Here is a 17,378-nt window from a genome sequence, read left to right on the forward strand (position 1 = left end):
AACATATCGCAAGGTTTGTTCCGCCGATGCGCCCCACCCGCGCGTCGCGCTGGCATTCGCGCGCGCAAAGCCCTATCGCCCACGCTTCTTCGAAATATCGCGCTATCAAGGACCATCATGGGATTTCGCTGTGGGATCGTCGGGCTGCCCAATGTCGGCAAGTCCACCCTGTTCAATGCGCTGACGCAGACCGCGGCGGCGCAGGCTGCCAATTACCCGTTCTGCACGATCGAGCCCAACGTCGGCAACGTCGGCGTGCCCGACGAACGCCTCGCCAAACTGGCGGCGGTCGCGGGATCGGCCAAGATCATCGAGACGCAGCTGGGGTTCGTCGACATCGCCGGGCTGGTGCGCGGCGCGTCGAAGGGCGAAGGGCTCGGCAACCAGTTCCTCGGCAACATCCGCGAAGTCGACGCGATCGTCCATGTGCTGCGCTGTTTCGAGGATGACGACGTCACCCATGTCGAGGGCAAGGTCGACCCGATCGCCGACGCCGAGACGGTCGAGACCGAGCTGATGCTGTCTGACCTCGAAAGCCTCGAGAAGCGCGTCCCCAACCTTGCCAAGAAGGCGACGCAGGGCGACAAGGAAGCCAAGATCGGTGCTGCCGTGCTCGGCCAGGCGCTGGAGCTGCTCCGCGAAGGCAAGCCCGCGCGGCTGACGGTGCCGAAGGACGAGGACGAAGCCCGCGTGTTCGCACAGGCGCAGCTGCTGACCGCCAAGCCGGTCCTCTACGTCTGCAACGTCGAGGAGGCGAGCGCCGCCGAGGGCAACAGCCAGTCCGCGCGCGTGTTCGAAAAGGCCAGGGCCGAGGGCGCGCAGGCGGTGGTCGTCTCCGCCGCGATCGAGGCCGAGATCGCAACGATGGACGCCGAGGAACGCGGCGAATTCCTGTCGGAACTGGGGCTGGAGGAAACCGGTCTCGCGCGCGTCATCCGCGCCGGGTACAAATTGCTCTCGCTGCTGACCTTCTTCACAGTCGGTCCCAAGGAAGCGCGCGCCTGGACGGTCCATGCCGGGGCCAAGGCCCCGCAGGCGGCGGGCGAAATCCACACCGATTTCGAGCGCGGCTTTATCCGCGCCGAGACGATCGCCTATGACGACTATGTCGCGCTGGGCGGCGAAACCGGCGCGCGCGACGCGGGCAAGCTGCGGCAGGAAGGCAAGGAATATGTCGTCCACGACGGCGACGTGCTCAACTTCCGCTTCAACGTCTGATGGTGCCGGGCGGGCCTGGACGGCGTAAATCCGCCGCCGTGCTCGCCCGGCTGATCCTTGCGCTGTTGCTCGCGGCCTTCGCCTTTCCCGCGATGGCGAACGGGCCGTGCCATGATGCGCCCGCGATGATGCCGATGGCGCACCACAGGGATGCCCCACGCCACATGCCCGCATCGGACGAGCGCGGCGTTGCGCCGCATGTCTGCATCGGCTGCATTCCCCCGGCGACGATCGCGCCCCGCCCCGTCGCGACGCCCTTCGCCTATGCGCCGATGCGCCGCGCGATCGTTGCCAGCGCGGTCGCCCCCGGATTGCGCGCGCCCCCGATCCTGCCCCCTCCGCGACTGTCGGCCTGACCCGAGCGCGCGCCGCCAGTGCGCGCATCGATCGTACCGTTTCGCGAAGGACTTGAGATGAACCGACCCCTGCTGGTCACGGCCTGCGCCGTGGCCGCGCTGCTGCCGTCTGCGGCACAGGCGCAACATGCGATGATGCCTGGCATGCCAATGGACATGCCCCAGCCGGCGCCGAAGCCGAAGCCGGCGAACCCGCATTCAATCCCACGCCCGGCACCGACCGCCTCCCCGGCGAAGGCCGGGGCCCAGTCGCGCAGCGTCGATCGCCACGCGGGGCATGCGAAGCCCATGGACGCCACAACTGGGCCCCGGCCTGCGCCGGGGAAGGACGTACGCGTGGCGCGGGGCGAGTCTCGATCGGTCGCGGGCGGAACCAACCCTGTCCCCACGTCCACTTCCCCGGCGGAGGCCGGGGCCCAGTCGCGCAGCGTCGATCTTCATGCGCAGCATACAATGCCCATGGACACCACGACTGGGCCCCGGCCTGCGCCGGGGAAGGACGTACGCGTGGAGCAGGGCGAACCTCGATCGGTCGTGGGCGGAACCAACCCTGTCTCCACGTCCGCTTCCCCGGCGGAGGCCGGGGCCCAGTCGCGCAGCGTCGATCTTCAGGCGCAGCATACGATGCCCATGGACACCACGGCTGGGCCCCGGCCTGCCCCGGGGAAGGACGTACGCGTGGCGCGGGGCGAGTCTCGATCGGTCGCGGGCGGAACCAACCCTGTCCCCACGTCCGCTTCCCCGGCGGAGGCCGGGGCCCAGTCGCGCAACGTCGATCACCACGCGCAGCATACGATGCCCATGGACACCACGACTGGGCCCCGGCCTTCGCCGGGGAAGGAAGAGGGGGCCGGCCATGCCAGCGACGCAATGCCCGCCATGCCCGGCATGACGATGCTCCCGATGAACGGCGCGTATGGCGAAGGCTCGGGCACCGCGCGCAACCCCGCCAACGCCGGGCAGATGCTCGGCGAGCATGTCATGGCGGGCGACTGGGCGTTGATGCTCCACGGCTATGCCTGGGCGACCTATACCGACCAGGGCGGACCGCGCGGCGACGCCGACCTTTTCGTCCAGTCGATGGCGATGCTGTCGGCGACCCGCGGCCTTGGCACGGGCGCGCGGCTGCAATTGCGAACGATGCTAAGCCTCGAGCCCGCGATGGGCGCCAAGGGCTATCCCAACCTGTTCGCGACCGGCGAGACCGCCGACGGCGTCACGCAGCTGGTCGACCGCCAGCATCCGCACGACCTGTTCATGGAGCTGTCCGCGCGGATCGACGTCGACGCCGGCAAAGGCGCTGCGTTCCTCTACGGCGGCCCGGTCGCCGAGCCAGCGCTCGGCCCCTCGGCGTTCATGCACCGCGCGTCCGCGACCTATCAACCGATGGCGCCGATCACGCACCACTGGTTCGACAGCACGCATATCACCTATGGCGTCCTCACCGCGGGCTATGCCGCGCCGCGCTGGCAGCTCGAGGCCTCGGCGTTCCGCGGCCGCGAGCCAAACCAGTATCGCTGGGGAATCGAGCGCCCGAGCCTCGATTCGTGGAGCGTCCGCGCGACCTGGACTCCCTCGCCCGCCTGGGCGCTCCAGGCGAGCCACGGGCGGCTCAAGAGCCCCGAACAGCTCGAGGCGTTCCGTGACGAGGCCCGCACCACCGCGAGCGTGCAATATGCCAGCGGCAGGATCGCGACGCTGGTCGCCTATTCCGCCAAGCACAAATTGCCCGGCCGCGTGCTGAGCGCGTGGCTGGCGGAGGCGAACTGGGATCTCGACCGGCACAACACGCTGTTCGCGCGCGGTGAGAGCGTCGCCAATGACGAGCTGTTCCCCGACCCGCGCGATCCGCTCCACGACCGCAAATTCCGGGTCAACAAACTGGAAGGCGGCTATGCCTATCGCCTGCCGCTGGTCGGGCCGTTCGATGCGGCGCTGGGCGGCGCGGTCGGGGTCTATGCCAAGCCCAGGGCGCTCGACCAGGCTTATGGCACGTTCCCGGTCAGCCTGAGCCTGTTCGCGAAAGTGTCGCTGGCGCGGTGAAATGTCATTGAAGTGACGCGGTTTTGGCGCAAGGGCGAGCGATGCGTTGGACCACCCGTATCGTCGCCGCCGCGCTCTGCGCCGCCCTGCAAGCCTGCGTCACCGCCCCGATCAATGCCCCCCGCCCCGACCAGGCTCGAACCAGCCCGGTCGTGGCGGCGGAGCGGCGCGCACCGGTCACGATCCTCATCTCGATCGACGGCTTCCGCCCGGACTACCGCAACCGCGGCGTCACCCCCAATCTCGACGCGCTCGCGGCGGGCGGGATCAGCGCGGCGATGCGACCGAGCTTCCCGTCGATCACCTTCCCCAACCATTATACGCTCGTCACCGGGCTGCGCCCGGACCGGACCGGCATCGTCGGCAATCGCATGGAGGATGCCCGCCGCCCGGGCGAGGTGTTCACGATGCAGACCGACGACCCGTTCTGGTGGACCGAGGCCGAGCCCTTGTGGGTGACCGCCGAAAAGGCCGGGATCCGCAGCGCGACGATGTTCTGGCCGGGTTCGAACGTCGACTGGAAGGGCGTCCGGCCCGACGACTGGCAGCAATATGCGCATGCGGTCGATGATCGCCAGCGCGTCGATGCGGTGATCGACTGGCTCCGTCGCCCGGCCGCGACACGGCCACGGTTCCTGACGCTCTATTTCGATGCGGTCGACAGCGCTGGCCACAAATACGGCCCCGCCGACGCGCATGTCACCGCGACGGTCAAGGACATCGACACCGCGATCGGCCGGTTGCGCGCGGGGCTCGCCGACCTCGGCCAGCCCGCCAATCTGGTGATCGTCGCGGATCACGGGATGGCGGCGATCAGCGCGGACCGCGTCGTCCGGATCGACCGTATGCTTCCGCCCGCGAGCTTCCATGCGATCACCGATGGCCCCTATGTCGGGCTCGATCCCATGCCCGGGCATGAGGCCGAGGTCGCCCGTGCGCTGCTCGGCGCGCACGATCACCTGCGATGCTGGCGCAAGCGCGAGATCCCGGCGCGCTTCCATTACGGCCGGAACGCGCGCGTCCCGGCCTTCGTCTGTCTCGCCGAGACCGGCTGGCTGGCGCTGACGAAGGACGCGCCCGTCGATCATCCGACGGCGGGCGGCGCGCACGGCTTCGATCCGGCGGCGCCCGAGATGGCGGCGCTGTTCATCGCCAATGGCCCCGCGATCAAGCCGCTCGGCACCCTGGCGGGGTTCGACAACGTCGACGTCGCACCGTTGTTGCGCGATCTGCTGGGCCTGCCGGCGGACGGCGCCCTGGACGGCGATGACGCGCCGTTCCGGCCGGCGCTGGCGCGGTAACGGCGGGACGCGCGCGACAGGCGCAGCGCAGAACGATCGCTGCCGGACGCGCCGGTGCGGCGATCGCATGCGCGACGGGGTTACATCGCCTTCGGGTCGATCGTGATGGCGCCGCCCTTCGCCGTCCCGGTGCGTTTTCCCGATCCGACGAGCGCCCAGACCTGCGATGGCGTCGGCAGCGCGGTGAAGGACGGATAGGCGGATACCGTACCATCCACGTCCTGCAACGACACGGTGTACGTTCCGGTCTTGTCCACCATACCCATGACCGACGGATAGACGCTGACAACGCGACCTGCATCGCCCAGGGCGAGCACATACCCCTGCGCGCCACTGTCGGACCAATACACGCCATAATCCGCGTTCGCCTCGGCAGCCCGGCACCAGAGCGACGGCGGGGACGGCGGCGTGGGGGTCTTGTCGTCCGCCCTGGCCTTTGCCGCCACCGACTGCATCATAAGCGTCATCAACAGGTCCGCGCCGCTCGGCTTGGCGACCTTCGCCTTGCCAAACTGCAACGGCGTCGTGCAGGCGGTCATCGGCGCCGCGATACGCGCTTGCGTATCCGCGGCAGGCCAGCGGATCTCCGCGATCAGCTGTTGCAGACGGGTATCGAGTTGCGCGGCGTTCAACGTCGTCGCGCTGATCCGGATGCTGACGACCCATTCCCCGAGCGGAACGATGGCCAGTCCGGTGCTGCTGAGCGCACTCCCGGGGGTCGCGAAAAGCTGTCGCAAGGATGTCGCGGCATGCGCGCCCGCGGCGGCGAAGCTGATCGGCTGGGCGGTCGCAGCCGTCGCATTGCGAAAGATATCGCGGCGCCTGAGCGCGAGCTGCGACCGGTCGAACCAGAGGCTGACGTCGACGACAGCGGGATGGAACAGATAGAGCGTCGCCTGAACGCTGCCATCCGGTGCCGCGAACTGTGCGGCCACGTCCTGTTCGCCCTGCGTCGAATCGCTCAGTCCGGTCCGACGCATGCCGGCCAGCCGGGACATCAGGATGAGACCGGTCTGGGCGTGTTGCCAGCCCTTGTCCGCCGGCACTTGAAGATCGCGCGCGACCGCGGGCGTGGCAACCGCCAGCGCCACCATCAATACCACCGTCTTCATACCGACACTCCCCCGGTGGCAGTGTGTCGCAAGCTCTGGTCGCGGGCAAGCGTATAGGATCGTCGGCAAAATCGGTCGGACACGGTCGTGCCCCGATGGTGTCTGCTTTCCGGGCTTGTCACCGGCGATCAACCGTCCGACACCTATGCCATGCAGTATTTCGAAGACATCGCCGTCGGCACCACACAGGCCTTCGGCAGCTATCGCGTCACGCGCGAGGAGGTCGTTGCCTTCGCCAAGGCGTATGATCCGCAGCCCTTCCACCTCTCCGACGCGGCCGCCGCCGCGACGCATTTCGGTCGGCTGTCCGCGAGTGGATGGCATACCTGCGCGATGACGATGGCGATGGTCGTCGCCAATCTGGAGGCGAACCAACAGGCCGGGCTCGGCTCGCCCGGGATCGACGAGTTGCGCTGGCTTAAACCGGTCTATCCGGGCGACACCCTGCGCTGCGAAACCGAAATCCTCGACAAGCGCCCGTCCCGGAGCCGTCCCGAAATGGGCAGCTATCGCAGTCGGATGACGGTGCTGAACCAGGACGATGTGGCGGTGATGACGTTCATCTCGACCGGGCTGATCCGGACGCGGCCGGCAGTCTAGGGTCTGAGCGCAGCGTCTCGCGGTGATGGCGCCCGCGCGCCTTCGTGCGGTGCGAGCGAGGTTACTTAGGAGACGGACAGGTCGGGACGGGGCGCGCACCACGCTGCCCGTCCCGTCGCGTCCCGCGATCAGCGATGCGGACGGCCGCCACCCGGCCGCCCGCCACCCGGTCGACCACCGCCAAACCCGCCGCGTCCCGGCCGGCCCTGCATTCCGTAATCGCGCCACATCGGGCGCATCTCGCGGTTCGCGCCGCGCCAGCCCTGCGAACGCCCCTGCCAATAGCCGCGCTGCTGGTCGTTCCAGCGATGCCGGCGGTTGCCACGGTCATAGACGTAATAGCCCGTGCCCGGATAATAATAGTCGTTGTTCCAGCCCCAATACGGGTCCCCGGTATACCCGCCGTAATAGGGATCCCAGCCGGCGCTGGCATAACCGACGCTCACGCCCGAATAGCCATAGCCCTCGTTGCACGCCGACAGGCCGACGGTTGCGGTCAGGGCCGCCGCAGCCAGCGCGAGCTTGCCGAGCGGACGGGCGGAAAGAGCGTGGAGAAACGACATGGCGGGGCTTTCGATGGGCCCGGCATTGGTCGAGCTTCACCTGGGATAACCCCTGGATCAAGGCGTCGTTCCGCCGCCCCGCTCAGTGGCCCGCGAAGGCAACCAGCGAATCGACCGTAATCCCGTCGCCGCGCAATGCCGCCGCGCCGCCCAGATCGGGGAGGTCGACGAGGAACTGCGCCTGCTCGACCACGGCCCCCGCCTTGCGGAGCAGCCGTACCGCCGCGCGCGCGGTGCCACCGGTGGCGATCAGGTCGTCGACCAGCAGCACGCGCTTGCCGGGTGCGAAGGCATCCGCATGGATCGCGATCCGGTCGGTGCCATATTCGAGGGCGTAATCCTCCGCGATGGTCACGCCGGGCAGCTTGCCGTCCTTGCGGATCAGCAACACGCCTGCCCCGAGCGGGGCCGCCAGCGCCGCGGCGAACAGGAACCCGCGTGCCTCGATCCCCGCGACGAGATCGACCGGGCCGGCGGTGGCCGCCGCCATGCGGTCGATCGATGCGGCAAAACCCGCGGCGTCGAGCAACAGCGTCGTGATGTCGCGGAACATGATTCCCGGCTTGGGGAAATCCGGAATGGTGCGGATCAAGGCCTTCAGGTCATCGTTCACGGTCGGACATCCCTCGTCACGTCGGCCAGGGCCGGGGCCGCCTCGTACCCGGAAGCCAGCGCGCTTTCACGCAAAAACGCGCCACGCAAAAACGGGCGGCCCGGACCCTGTCCGCGCCGCCCGTCCCTACCAGCGATCGGCCGGCGCCGATCGGCGGCTGCCGATCAGTGTTTGATGTCGCGCCAGATGTTCTGGTACGCGCCGTAGGCGAGCGCACAGAATACCAGCAGGAACAGCAGGACCGCGATCCCAGCCCCATGCCGCGCGGGCAGGTTCGGTTCCGCCGCCCAAGTCAGGAACGCCGCGACGTCCTTGGCATTCTGGTCGACCGTCGACTTGGTCCCGTCGAGATAGGTCACCTGGCCGTCCTGCGTCAGCGGGGGCGGCATCGCGATGTTGAGGTTCGCGAAATACGGGTTGTAATACAGCCCGTCGGGCGTCTTCGCGTCGGGGAACTTCTTGAGCAGCTCGGCCGGCTGCGGCGCATAGCCGGTCAGCAGCGAATAGACATAGGGCGTGCCCTCATGCCGCGCCTTGGTGATCAGCGACAGGTCTGGCGGGTTGCCGAGGCCGGGATAATAGACCGTCGGGAACGGATCGGCGGGCGTGTTCGGCCGCTCGGTCTTGTCGCCCGTCTTGGGGTCGAACACTTGCGCCTTGGTCCCCCAGTCGGCCGCGAACTTCTTTACCTGACCCGCCGAATAGCCGAGCTGGGTGAGGTCGCGGAACGCGACGTGCTTGAGCGAATGGCAGTTCGAGCAGACTTCCTTGTAGACCTGCAGCCCCCGCTGGAGCTGCCGCTGGTCATACGTCCCGAAGAAGCCGTTCGAGGCGAGCTCGAGCTCCTTGGGATGCTTGTGGAAGACGTCGGTCGCGGTGGCGGCGACCGGGTCGGTGATCAGTCCCGATACCGAGCTGAACAGGGCCAGCCCGAGGACGAAGACGAAGGCAGCCCCGACGGCCCAGGAAATATAGCGGATCATGCTCGAATTGCCCCTTATTCGGCCGGAAGCGGGCTACCGCTCACCGCACTGTGCGTCGGGCTGGTGCCCCCCTTGCCCGCCAGGACCGCCTCGGTGATCGAGTTCGGCAGCGGACGCGGCCGCTCGGTCCGCGCGACGATCGGCAGGATGATCAGGAAATGCGCGAAATAATAGGCGCCGCAGATCTGGCTGAGGATCACGTAGATCGGCTCGGCCGGCGATCCCCCGCAATAGCCGAGGACGAGCACGTCGGCGACCAGCACCCAGAAGAAGGTGCGATACACCGGGCGGTAATTTGCCGAGCGCACCGGCGAGCTGTCGAGCCATGGCAGGAAGAACAGCAGCAGGATCGACCCGAACATCGCGAGCACCCCCCACAGCTTGGCCGGAAGGATGAAATCGACGGTGAACGCGCGGAGGATCGCGTAGAACGGCCAGAAATACCATTCCGGCACGATGTGCGCGGGCGTCTGCAGCGGGTTGGCCGGAACATAATTGTCCGGATGGCCGAGATAGTTGGGCGCGAAGAAAATGAGGCCGGCGAAGATCAGCAGGAACACGCCGAGCCCGAAGCCGTCCTTCGCGGTGTAATAGGGATGGAACGGCACGGTGTCCTGCTCGCCCTTGACGTCCACCCCGGTCGGATTGTTCGACCCCGGGATGTGCAGCGCCCAGATGTGCATGATGATGACGCCCGCGATCACGAACGGCAGCAGGTAATGCAGCGAGAAGAAGCGGTTGAGCGCGGCATCGTCCGGCGCGTATCCGCCCAGCAGCCAGACCCGGATCGTCTCGCCGACCACGGGGATCGCCGAGAAGAAGCCGGTAATGACCTGCGCACCCCAGAAGCTCATCTGCCCCCACGGAAGCACATAGCCCATGAAGGCGGTCGCCATCATCAGCAGGAAGATGGTCACGCCGAGCAGCCAGATCATCTCACGCGGGGCCTTGTACGACCCGTAGAACAGTCCTCGGAAGATATGGACGTAGACGACGATGAAGAACATCGAAGCGCCGTTCGCGTGTGCATAGCGCAGGAACCAGCCGCCGTTGACGTCCCGCATGATGTGCTCGACCGAATCGAACGCCACGCCACCGTTGGCGGCATAATGCATGGCGAGGACGATGCCGGTGATGATCTGGATGCCGAGCGCGGCGCCCGCGAGCACCCCGAAGTTCCAGAAGTAATTGAGGTTGCGCGGCACGGGATAGCCCGCGCCGACCGCGCCATAGACGAGGCGCGGGAGCGGCAGGCGCTCGTCGATCCACTTGGTGAACCCGCTTTGCGGTGCGTAATGCTTGGCCCAGGGAAAACTCATCGTTCTATCCTCAACCCACCGTGACCGTCGTTGCCGACGTGAACTTATAGTCCGGGACCGCGAGATTCTTCGGGGCCGGGCCTTTGCGGATGCGCGCCGCGGTATCGTATTGCGAACCGTGGCACGGACAGAAATAGCCGCCATACTGGCCGCGATTCTCGCTCGCCACGATCCCCTGCGGGATGCAGCCGAGATGCGTGCAGACGCCCAGCGTGATCAGCCAGTTCTTCTTGCCCTTGGTCCGCTGCTCCAGCGTCTGCGGATCGCGCAGCTCGGATAGCGCGACCTTGTCGGCGGCGGCGATCTCGGCCGGGGTCAGGTTGCGGACGAACAGCGGCTGTTTGCGGAAGGACGTAATGATGCCGGAACCCGCCTCGATCTTCGACAGGTCGACTTCGGTGGTCGACAGCGCGAGCACGTCGGCGGACGGGTTCATCTGGTTGATCAGGGGGATGATGGCGACGACGCCGCCTACCCCGGCTACCGAGATCGCGGCGATGTTGAGGAAATCGCGACGACGCGGCACTTCCTCATGAAATGGAGCGGGATCTTCCCCAAGTGGCACGGCGGAATCGACTGTTGCCATTGATTAGCCCTTGTACCTCTGCCCTCGCCCATCTGCTCACGGCGACGGTCGTTCGTTTCATATTGGGAAAGCCAGAGGCGTATGCCTCCGCCGTCCGATCGTCCTTTGGACGCTGCCATAAGGACATGGCTTGTTAGACGGCGCAACGTCGTTTTGCCAACAGCAATTTAAGCGTGGTAGCGGGCATGAATGCGCATTGCCCTGTACCAGCCCGATATCGCCGGAAACGTCGGCGCCATTCTTCGTCTTGGCGCGTGCCTCGGCGTTCCGGTCGATGTGATTGAACCGACTGGCTTCACCTGGAGCGACAAGGCGCTCGCGCGTTCGGGGATGGATTATGCCGACGTCGTCCAGGTGACTCGCCATGCCGATTGGGACGCGTTCCTGCCGACCGTGCCGGGGCGGATCGTCCTCCTGACCACGCGCGGGGGGACGCGGCTCGATGCGGCAACCTTCGAGTCGTCCGACACGCTCCTGCTCGGGTCGGAGGGGAGCGGGGTGCCCGATACGGTCCATGCGCTGGCGGACGTCGCGGTGCGGATCCCGCTCGCGCCGGGGATGCGCTCGCTCAATATCGCGGTCGCCGCGGGGATCGGCATCGCCGAGGCACTACGACAGACCGGCGGGTGGCCGGAGACGGCGTGACGTTTCCTAGTCCGCCCTCCCCGCTCCGTCATTCCCGCGGAGGCGGGAATCCATTAGCGCAACCTTTGATCTCAGCAGGCCTGGGCAGCCAGTATGGATCCCCGCCTTCGCGGGGATGACGTCGGAAGAAAATGGAATGATCGAACGAGCCGCCCCCTAAGCACTTCTACCAATGGCCCGCCGCCGACGCCGTGACGAGTACACCGCCCTTCCCACCACAACAGGACAAGCCACCCGTGGACATCGCCCTCGACCCCGAACAAGCCCGCGCCCGCCACTGGTTCGAAGACCTGCGCGACCAGATCTGCGCCGAATTCGTCAGCATCGAACGCGAGGCCGGATCGGACGCGGACTTCGACTACACGGCGTGGGACCGCACCGATCCCGACGGATCGCCAGGTGGCGGGGGCGTGCGCGGGGTGATGAAGGGCAAGGTGTTCGAAAAGGTCGGCGTCAACGTCTCGACCGTCGGCGGCACGTTCGAAGGCGAGTTCGCCAAGTCGATCCACGGCGCCGCCGAGCACCCGCAGTTCTTCGCCACCGGGATCAGCCTGGTCGCGCACATGGCGAACCCGCACGTCCCCGCGGTCCACATGAACACGCGCTTCCTCGTCACGACCAAGCGCTGGTTCGGCGGCGGCGCGGATCTCAACCCGCCGCTGCCCTATGCCGAGGATACCGAGGAATTCCATGCGGTGCTCAAGGCCGCCTGCGATCCCCACGGCGCGGACTATTACGACCGCTATGCCAAATGGGCGGACGACTATTTCTACATTCCCCACCGCAAGGTCCATCGCGGCGTCGGCGGGATCTTCTGCGATCACCTGGAGGGCGCGTTCGACGCCAATTTCGCGTTCATCCAGGACATCGGCCGGGCCTTCCTCGACGTCTATCCGCGGATCGTGCGCCGCCGGATGGACCTTCCCTTCACGTCCGCCGACACCGCGCAGATGCTCGAATGGCGCGGGCGTTACGCCGAGTTCAACCTGGTCTATGATCGCGGCACCTTGTTCGGGCTCAAGACCGGCGGCAACATCGACGCGATCCTGATGAGCCTGCCCCCGCTCGCCACCTGGTCGTAACGGAACCACCGCGCATGGCGCTGATCCCGGTCCGCGAGAATGAAGTCGCCACCGTCGTGACGACGCTCGAGATGCGCAAGCGGCCGCCGCTGCGTCCGCTTCCCGCCGCCCCGCTGCGACTGGTCCATTGGCCCGCGCCCGATCCGGACAGATATCGCACGCTGTTCCGCCGGGTCGGGGCGCCGTGGCTATGGTTCTCGCGGCTGGTGATCGAGCAGGCGGCGTTGCTGCGGATCATCCACGACCCCGCCGTACAGGTCTTCGCCGCGATCGATGCGGCGGGGATCGAAGTCGGGATGGTCGAGCTCGATTTCCGCGAACACGGCGCGTGCGAGATCTCCTATTTCGCGCTGATTCCCGAACTTGCCGGACGCGGGCTGGGGCGCTGGCTGATGGCGGAGGCGCTCGCGCGTGCCTGGAACCAGGACGTCACCCGGGTATGGCTCCACACCTGCTCGCTGGACCATCCCTCCGCGCTCAACTTCTATCGCAAACAGGGGTTCGAGCCGGTCCGCCGCACGGTCGAGACCTTCGTCGACCCGCGCCTGAGCGGACATCTCCCGCCCGAGGCGGCGCCTCACGTCCCCGTGTTGAGACGCCGGTAGAGCGCGACCTGGATCAGCAGCGTCGCGACCATGCCGATCGTCACGCCGGCGGCCGCGCCGACCTCCAGCATCGCGGCGACGACCGGATTGGCCAGCGGCGCGCCCTGCAGCGCCGCGCCGACGCTGCGGAACGGCAACGCCAGAATGTCCCCCAGCAACACGGTGATGCACGCCACCCCCAGCAGGATCAGGCCATGCCCCCGGGTCAGCGCGAAGCTGCGCGTGAAGGCCGCGATCACCCCGATCGACGGGGTATCGATCAGCAGCGGCAACGCCAGCAGCAACCGCCCCTGCAGATACAGGCCCGGCAGGAACAGCAGCAGCGTGCCCACGCTGACCGGAAACGACATCAACAGCGACAGCAGCACGACCCGCGGCAACAAGCTGAGCGCGCGCAACACGGCCGCCTGCACCGTCGGGTGCGACCGGTCGAGGTAGAGCGACAGCACCGTCGCGCTCCCCAGCAGCAGCACGATCGACAGGACAATCACTGGCAGGCTGTAGAGTTGCGACCAGGCCTGCACCGCGGCGAGCCAGGCGGTCATCTCTTCCGCCGCCCCCGGGAGCGCCGGCGGCCGCGCAACGAACATCGCGAGCGCCACCTGCGGCACCAGCAGCAACAGCCCGCAGACCCCCAGCAGCACGTCGCGGTCGCGCTTCGCCATCGCCCAGGCGTCGCGCAGCACGGCGCCGATATCGAGTCTCGTCATACCCTGTTTCATGCAGCCTCGAGGATCGGCGCGCGCGCATCGCGCAGCGCCAGGTAGAGTTTGGCGAGGAACACCACCGCCAGAACCGAAAAGAGCGTCGATACCATGGCGACGACCAGCGCGGTGAGGATCGCGGATGCCGACAGCGGCCCCACGCCGCCCAGCAGCAGCCCGAACACCGCCCCCGCCACCATCCGCGCCGCCAGCCCGGCAATCTGCGAGACGAGGAGATACAGCAGCAGCACGCCCATGATCTTGAGCGCGCTCCCGCGCGTAAGGGCAAAGGAGCGGCCGAACACCCCCGGCCCGCGCCGTTCCGCGACCATCGTCGCGTTCAGCACCGACAGGCGCGCCACCAGCCACAGCAGCACCGGCAGCAGCACCAGCGTGTAGAGCGTCGCGAACAGCACCATCGGTCCATTGATCGCATCGAGCGAGGGCTGTTCGCCGGTCATCTGGGTCATCGGGATCCCGCTCAGCGAGAAACCGACCATTCCCGGCAGGAACAGGACGAACAGCGCGATCAGCGCGAGGACGTTCACGCCGACGACGGGCAGAAAGCGGTGATTCGTGGTGTGGATCGCCCCGCTGCGTCCGGCCGCGGGATCGAGCGCAAGCGCGGTCACCGCGATCGCCCCCCAGTTGCTGGCGAGCGACAGCAGCACGATCACCACGCCGACGACCCAACCGCCGGTCAGCCCGACCGCGCCCATCACCGCGACGAGATTGCCGATCAGCGCCAGCGGGACGAACATGCCGAACAGGACGATCGGCGCCAGCGCGGCCAGATGATCCGCGACGAACGCGCTCGTGCGGTCCCACACGGTACTCATCGTCGCCATCATGTCGCGTCTCCCCGTCGCTAGATCCCGGAGCCTATACGCTCCCCCCGGGCGAAGGCCATGCCGCGCTGTTAGCCTATGGCCAGACAGCTTGCCAATGACTTGCGCAGCGCGCGCGACTGGCGCAATCGCTGCTGCGTGGACCATCTCCCCGACGCTATCGAGTGGCGCATCGCCACCGCCCCCATCGCCTACGAGGTCGCCGTCGCCGAGATGGAGGCGCGCGCCGTCGCCGTCGCCGAGGGAACCGCGCGCGAGCTGATCTGGCTGCTCGAGCATCCGCCGGTCTATACCGGCGGCACCAGCGCCGACCCCGCCGAATTGCGCGACCCGCAGTTCCCGGTGATCGATACCGGTCGCGGCGGGCGCTATACCTATCACGGACCGGGGCAGCGGATCGGCTATGTCGTGCTCGACCTGACGCGGCGCGGACGCGACGTGCGGCAGTTCGTCCATGCGCTGGAAGGCTGGGTGATCGATACGCTCGGCGATCTCGGCATTGCCGCGTTTCGGGCGCCCGGCCGGATCGGGATCTGGACGATGGCGCCGGACGCTTTGTCCCCAAGTGGTACGGCCGAGGCCAAGATCGGCGCGATCGGGGTGCGTGTCCGGCGGTGGGTGACGCTGCACGGCTTCTCGGTCAACCTGTCCCCGGACCTCGCGCATTTCGGCGGGATCGTGCCGTGCGGGCTCGCGGACTTCGCCGTAACCAGCGCCGCCGCCCTCGGTGCGCCGACCGATTTTGCAACTTTTGACACCGCCCTCGCGTTGCGCCTTCCAGCCTTCCTAGAAACTCATTCTTTGGGGCGGCAAAACATGGCTTGAGGGCCAGACGTAATACGACTAATGTCCACCACGGTTTGGGTATTAAAGGTCTCGAGGCCTACCAATCCATATATCTAGGGAGCTTTCCAATGCGTGCATTCATTTCCAAGGTCGCTGCTGGTTCGATGATCGCTGTTGCAGCGATCGCGATTTCGGCTTGCACCCCGAAGACCGAGACGACGACGACCGACAACACGATGGTCACCGACATGAACTCGACCGACACGATGTCGACGACGACTGCCAACGACACGATGACGTCGACCGACGGCGCGATGGCGAACGACGGTGGCATGATGGCGAACGACACCACGATGACGTCGAACACCACGACCACGACCACGAACGCGATGTAATCCTTCTTTCGGGAATGATGATATCCAGGGCCGTCCGGGAAACCGGGCGGCCCTTTCGATTCCGGCACGGGCTCGAATTGTGGTTGGTTTGCGACGAAATGATTGGTTAAAAGAGTTGGGCTGCACCGCAAAAGGCCGTAGGCGCCAAAGCGGGATATGAGAGGGAATGAATGACCGTGTTGCGTATTCTGGCCGCGCTGGCCGCCACTTGCGGCGCCGCGCTGGCAACCCCGGCTTCGGCGCAATTCTTTTTCCAGTCGCATGACATGACGGCACCGCCGATTACCGGCGATGAGCCCGGCCAGCTCGCGCTGCCCGACGCGACCCCGGCGGAGGTCCGCGCCAACCTGGTGTGGAACCTGCGCTCGGCGCTGAACGTGGCGGCGTTGCAATGCCAGTTCGAGCCGACGCTGCTCAACGTCGAGAATTACAATGTGATGATCAACAATCACAAGGACGAGCTGAAGTCGGCGTTCGACACGCTCGTCAAATATTTCAACCGCACCAACAAGGGTCTCAAGGCCGGCCAGGCCGCGCTCGATCGGTTCGGCACGCGGACCTATTCGTCGTTCACGACGGTCGGCGCGCAATATGGCTTCTGCCAGACCGCCTCGCAGATCGCGACCAACGCCGCCTATGCACCACGCGGCGAGCTCTACAAGGTCGCGATCAACGACATGGGCACGCTGCGCAATTCGCTCACCCCCTGGGGCGAACAGCGGTTCGCGCGCCGCCCGCGGATCGAGAACCGCGTCTCGGTCCCGCGCCTCGACGAGATGTGCTGGACCAAGCGTGGCGAATGGGTCGAACGCAAGTGCGGCGCGTACACGCTGACGCCGCGCTGATACGCTCCTGATGGGTCTGGCCGGGGGGCTTTCGGTCACCCCGGCACAGGCCGGCGCTGCCACGTTCCCGCAATGCAACCGTCGCCCCGGCCCGACGGCATCGCCCTTCGCCGGGGTGCCGCTTCGTCCCGGCAGCGCGCTTACCGCAGCCCCAGCGCCTTGTGCGCCTGCAGCGTCAAGCGCCACTTCGGCCGCTCCATCACCAGATCGATCGCCGCGGCGTGATTTTCCGCCGCCGCTGCGCTGTCGAGCGGCTGGATCAGGTGATGCGCGAAATCCCACGTCTCCAGCGCGACGACGTCGCTGCCCGGCTGCGGCCATACCAGCTTGAGCTCGTCCCCGCTGCGCTGAACGACCACGCTGCCCGCCTTGGGACTGATGCAGACCCAGTCGATCCCCGGATGCGCCGCGAGCGTACCGTTGCTTTCCATCGCGATCTCGAACCCGGCCGCATGCAGCGCATCGACCAGCGCATCGTCGATCTGGAGCATCGGTTCGCCGCCCGTCAGCACGACGAAGCGTTCGACCGCGCCCTCCCCCCAGAAGGCCACCGCCGCGGCCGCCAGCGCTGCCGCGTCGGCGAAGCGCCCGCCGCCCGCGCCGTCGGTTCCCACGAAATCGGTATCGCAGAACTGGCAGATCGCGCTGGCGCGGTCCTGCTCGCGCCCCGACCACAGATTGCATCCGGCGAACCGCACGAACACCGCGCGCCGCCCCGCCTGGACGCCCTCTCCCTGGAGCGTCAGGAACATCTCCTTGACCGCATAGCTCATC

At 67.2% G+C, this 17,378-nt stretch carries 20 protein-coding genes; 11 read left to right on the forward strand and 9 right to left on the reverse strand.

Going from position 1 to position 17,378, the window contains the following annotated elements:
* Positions 1-117: 117 nt before the first annotated feature.
* From ychF to L8G49_RS03055, 4 genes are all read left to right on the forward strand, one after another.
* Positions 118-1,218 carry a redox-regulated ATPase YchF gene (gene ychF, locus L8G49_RS03040; protein WP_242182360.1) on the forward strand — a complete coding sequence of 367 codons (1,101 nt, stop codon included), beginning with the start codon at positions 118-120 and terminating at the stop codon, positions 1,216-1,218.
* 38 nt (positions 1,219-1,256) lie between these two features.
* Positions 1,257-1,574: a hypothetical protein gene (locus L8G49_RS03045; RefSeq protein WP_242182362.1), complete on the forward strand. Its 318-nt coding sequence runs from the start codon at positions 1,257-1,259 to the stop codon at positions 1,572-1,574.
* Positions 1,575-2,462: 888 nt separating this feature from the next.
* Positions 2,463-3,617: a hypothetical protein gene (locus tag L8G49_RS03050; protein ID WP_242182364.1), complete on the forward strand. Its 1,155-nt coding sequence runs from the start codon at positions 2,463-2,465 to the stop codon at positions 3,615-3,617.
* Between the two features lie 41 nt (positions 3,618-3,658).
* Positions 3,659-4,918 carry a nucleotide pyrophosphatase/phosphodiesterase family protein gene (locus L8G49_RS03055; RefSeq protein WP_242182366.1) on the forward strand — a complete coding sequence of 420 codons (1,260 nt, stop codon included), beginning with the start codon at positions 3,659-3,661 and terminating at the stop codon, positions 4,916-4,918.
* 80 nt (positions 4,919-4,998) lie between these two features.
* On the opposite strand, the gene L8G49_RS03060 is transcribed toward L8G49_RS03055, so the two are convergent.
* Complete coding sequence (locus tag L8G49_RS03060) at positions 4,999-6,030, reverse strand: hypothetical protein (protein WP_242182368.1); 1,032 nt, start codon at positions 6,028-6,030, stop codon at positions 4,999-5,001.
* A gap of 150 nt (positions 6,031-6,180) precedes the next feature.
* On the opposite strand from L8G49_RS03060, the gene L8G49_RS03065 reads away from it, so the two are divergent.
* Positions 6,181-6,630 (forward strand): MaoC family dehydratase, encoded by a 450-nt coding sequence (locus L8G49_RS03065; RefSeq protein ID WP_242137553.1) that lies wholly within the window; start codon positions 6,181-6,183, stop codon positions 6,628-6,630.
* Positions 6,631-6,758: 128 nt separating this feature from the next.
* Here L8G49_RS03065 and L8G49_RS03070 read toward each other — a convergent pair whose 3' ends face one another.
* The 5 genes from L8G49_RS03070 to petA all read right to left on the reverse strand — a co-directional run bounded on the left by L8G49_RS03070 (position 6,759) and on the right by petA (position 10,694).
* Positions 6,759-7,193: a hypothetical protein gene (locus L8G49_RS03070; RefSeq protein WP_242182370.1), complete on the reverse strand. Its 435-nt coding sequence runs from the start codon at positions 7,191-7,193 to the stop codon at positions 6,759-6,761.
* 82 nt (positions 7,194-7,275) lie between these two features.
* Positions 7,276-7,806, reverse strand: coding sequence for an adenine phosphoribosyltransferase (locus tag L8G49_RS03075; RefSeq protein WP_242137555.1), 531 nt, complete (start codon positions 7,804-7,806; stop codon positions 7,276-7,278).
* 164 nt (positions 7,807-7,970) lie between these two features.
* A complete protein-coding gene (locus L8G49_RS03080) occupies positions 7,971-8,789 on the reverse strand; it encodes a cytochrome c1 (RefSeq protein ID WP_242182373.1) in 819 nt (272 codons plus the stop codon).
* Positions 8,790-8,803: 14 nt separating this feature from the next.
* The gene (locus L8G49_RS03085) at positions 8,804-10,108 is read right to left on the reverse strand and encodes a cytochrome b N-terminal domain-containing protein (RefSeq protein ID WP_242182375.1); all 1,305 of its coding nucleotides are present in this window, start codon (positions 10,106-10,108) and stop codon (positions 8,804-8,806) included.
* 10 nt (positions 10,109-10,118) lie between these two features.
* Positions 10,119-10,694, reverse strand: a complete 576-nt coding sequence (gene petA, locus L8G49_RS03090; protein ID WP_242137558.1) for a ubiquinol-cytochrome c reductase iron-sulfur subunit — start codon at positions 10,692-10,694, stop codon at positions 10,119-10,121.
* 189 nt (positions 10,695-10,883) lie between these two features.
* On the opposite strand from petA, the gene L8G49_RS03095 reads away from it, so the two are divergent.
* The 3 genes from L8G49_RS03095 (at position 10,884) to L8G49_RS03105 (ending at position 13,026) form a co-directional block, all read left to right on the forward strand.
* Positions 10,884-11,339 carry a tRNA (cytidine(34)-2'-O)-methyltransferase gene (locus L8G49_RS03095; RefSeq protein ID WP_242182377.1) on the forward strand — a complete coding sequence of 152 codons (456 nt, stop codon included), beginning with the start codon at positions 10,884-10,886 and terminating at the stop codon, positions 11,337-11,339.
* A gap of 236 nt (positions 11,340-11,575) precedes the next feature.
* Positions 11,576-12,421, forward strand: coding sequence for an oxygen-dependent coproporphyrinogen oxidase (gene hemF, locus L8G49_RS03100; RefSeq protein ID WP_242182379.1), 846 nt, complete (start codon positions 11,576-11,578; stop codon positions 12,419-12,421).
* Between the two features lie 14 nt (positions 12,422-12,435).
* Positions 12,436-13,026 carry a GNAT family N-acetyltransferase gene (locus L8G49_RS03105; protein WP_242137561.1) on the forward strand — a complete coding sequence of 197 codons (591 nt, stop codon included), beginning with the start codon at positions 12,436-12,438 and terminating at the stop codon, positions 13,024-13,026.
* On the opposite strand, the gene L8G49_RS03110 is transcribed toward L8G49_RS03105, so the two are convergent.
* Both L8G49_RS03110 and L8G49_RS03115 read right to left on the reverse strand, forming a co-directional pair.
* On the reverse strand, positions 12,999-13,736 hold the full coding sequence (locus tag L8G49_RS03110; protein ID WP_242137562.1) for a hypothetical protein: 738 nt from the start codon (positions 13,734-13,736) through the stop codon (positions 12,999-13,001). The genes L8G49_RS03105 and L8G49_RS03110 overlap by 28 nt on opposite strands.
* A gap of 8 nt (positions 13,737-13,744) precedes the next feature.
* Entirely contained in the window at positions 13,745-14,581 is an 837-nt protein-coding gene (locus tag L8G49_RS03115; RefSeq protein ID WP_242182381.1) for a hypothetical protein, read from the reverse strand.
* 135 nt (positions 14,582-14,716) lie between these two features.
* On the opposite strand from L8G49_RS03115, the gene lipB reads away from it, so the two are divergent.
* From lipB to L8G49_RS03130, 3 genes are all read left to right on the forward strand, one after another.
* Entirely contained in the window at positions 14,717-15,403 is a 687-nt protein-coding gene (lipB, locus tag L8G49_RS03120; RefSeq protein WP_242182830.1) for a lipoyl(octanoyl) transferase LipB, read from the forward strand.
* Between the two features lie 89 nt (positions 15,404-15,492).
* Positions 15,493-15,759 (forward strand): hypothetical protein, encoded by a 267-nt coding sequence (locus L8G49_RS03125; RefSeq protein WP_242137564.1) that lies wholly within the window; start codon positions 15,493-15,495, stop codon positions 15,757-15,759.
* Positions 15,760-15,929: 170 nt separating this feature from the next.
* On the forward strand, positions 15,930-16,604 hold the full coding sequence (locus L8G49_RS03130) for a hypothetical protein (protein WP_242137565.1): 675 nt from the start codon (positions 15,930-15,932) through the stop codon (positions 16,602-16,604).
* A gap of 140 nt (positions 16,605-16,744) precedes the next feature.
* On the opposite strand, the gene queE is transcribed toward L8G49_RS03130, so the two are convergent.
* A complete protein-coding gene (gene queE, locus L8G49_RS03135) occupies positions 16,745-17,377 on the reverse strand; it encodes a 7-carboxy-7-deazaguanine synthase (protein WP_242182383.1) in 633 nt (210 codons plus the stop codon).
* Position 17,378: the final 1 nt, after the last annotated feature.

Source organism: Sphingomonas sp. CARO-RG-8B-R24-01 (assembly GCF_022662295.1).
In the GTDB taxonomy this organism is placed as follows: domain Bacteria; phylum Pseudomonadota; class Alphaproteobacteria; order Sphingomonadales; family Sphingomonadaceae; genus Sphingomonas.

Coding starts and splice junctions, on each gene's coding strand:
- L8G49_RS03130 (WP_242137565.1), top strand. CDS start 15,930: ATGACCGTGTTGCGTATTCTGGCCGCGCTGGCCGCCACTTGCGGCGCC.
- L8G49_RS03110 (WP_242137562.1), bottom strand. CDS start 13,736: ATGACGAGACTCGATATCGGCGCCGTGCTGCGCGACGCCTGGGCGATG.
- petA (WP_242137558.1), bottom strand. CDS start 10,694: ATGGCAACAGTCGATTCCGCCGTGCCACTTGGGGAAGATCCCGCTCCA.
- L8G49_RS03065 (WP_242137553.1), top strand. CDS start 6,181: ATGCAGTATTTCGAAGACATCGCCGTCGGCACCACACAGGCCTTCGGC.
- queE (WP_242182383.1), bottom strand. CDS start 17,377: ATGAGCTATGCGGTCAAGGAGATGTTCCTGACGCTCCAGGGAGAGGGC.
- L8G49_RS03060 (WP_242182368.1), bottom strand. CDS start 6,030: ATGAAGACGGTGGTATTGATGGTGGCGCTGGCGGTTGCCACGCCCGCG.
- L8G49_RS03080 (WP_242182373.1), bottom strand. CDS start 8,789: ATGATCCGCTATATTTCCTGGGCCGTCGGGGCTGCCTTCGTCTTCGTC.
- L8G49_RS03070 (WP_242182370.1), bottom strand. CDS start 7,193: ATGTCGTTTCTCCACGCTCTTTCCGCCCGTCCGCTCGGCAAGCTCGCG.
- L8G49_RS03125 (WP_242137564.1), top strand. CDS start 15,493: ATGCGTGCATTCATTTCCAAGGTCGCTGCTGGTTCGATGATCGCTGTT.
- ychF (WP_242182360.1), top strand. CDS start 118: ATGGGATTTCGCTGTGGGATCGTCGGGCTGCCCAATGTCGGCAAGTCC.
- L8G49_RS03095 (WP_242182377.1), top strand. CDS start 10,884: ATGCGCATTGCCCTGTACCAGCCCGATATCGCCGGAAACGTCGGCGCC.
- L8G49_RS03050 (WP_242182364.1), top strand. CDS start 2,463: ATGACGATGCTCCCGATGAACGGCGCGTATGGCGAAGGCTCGGGCACC.
- L8G49_RS03105 (WP_242137561.1), top strand. CDS start 12,436: ATGGCGCTGATCCCGGTCCGCGAGAATGAAGTCGCCACCGTCGTGACG.
- L8G49_RS03085 (WP_242182375.1), bottom strand. CDS start 10,108: ATGAGTTTTCCCTGGGCCAAGCATTACGCACCGCAAAGCGGGTTCACC.
- L8G49_RS03055 (WP_242182366.1), top strand. CDS start 3,659: ATGCGTTGGACCACCCGTATCGTCGCCGCCGCGCTCTGCGCCGCCCTG.
- L8G49_RS03115 (WP_242182381.1), bottom strand. CDS start 14,581: ATGATGGCGACGATGAGTACCGTGTGGGACCGCACGAGCGCGTTCGTC.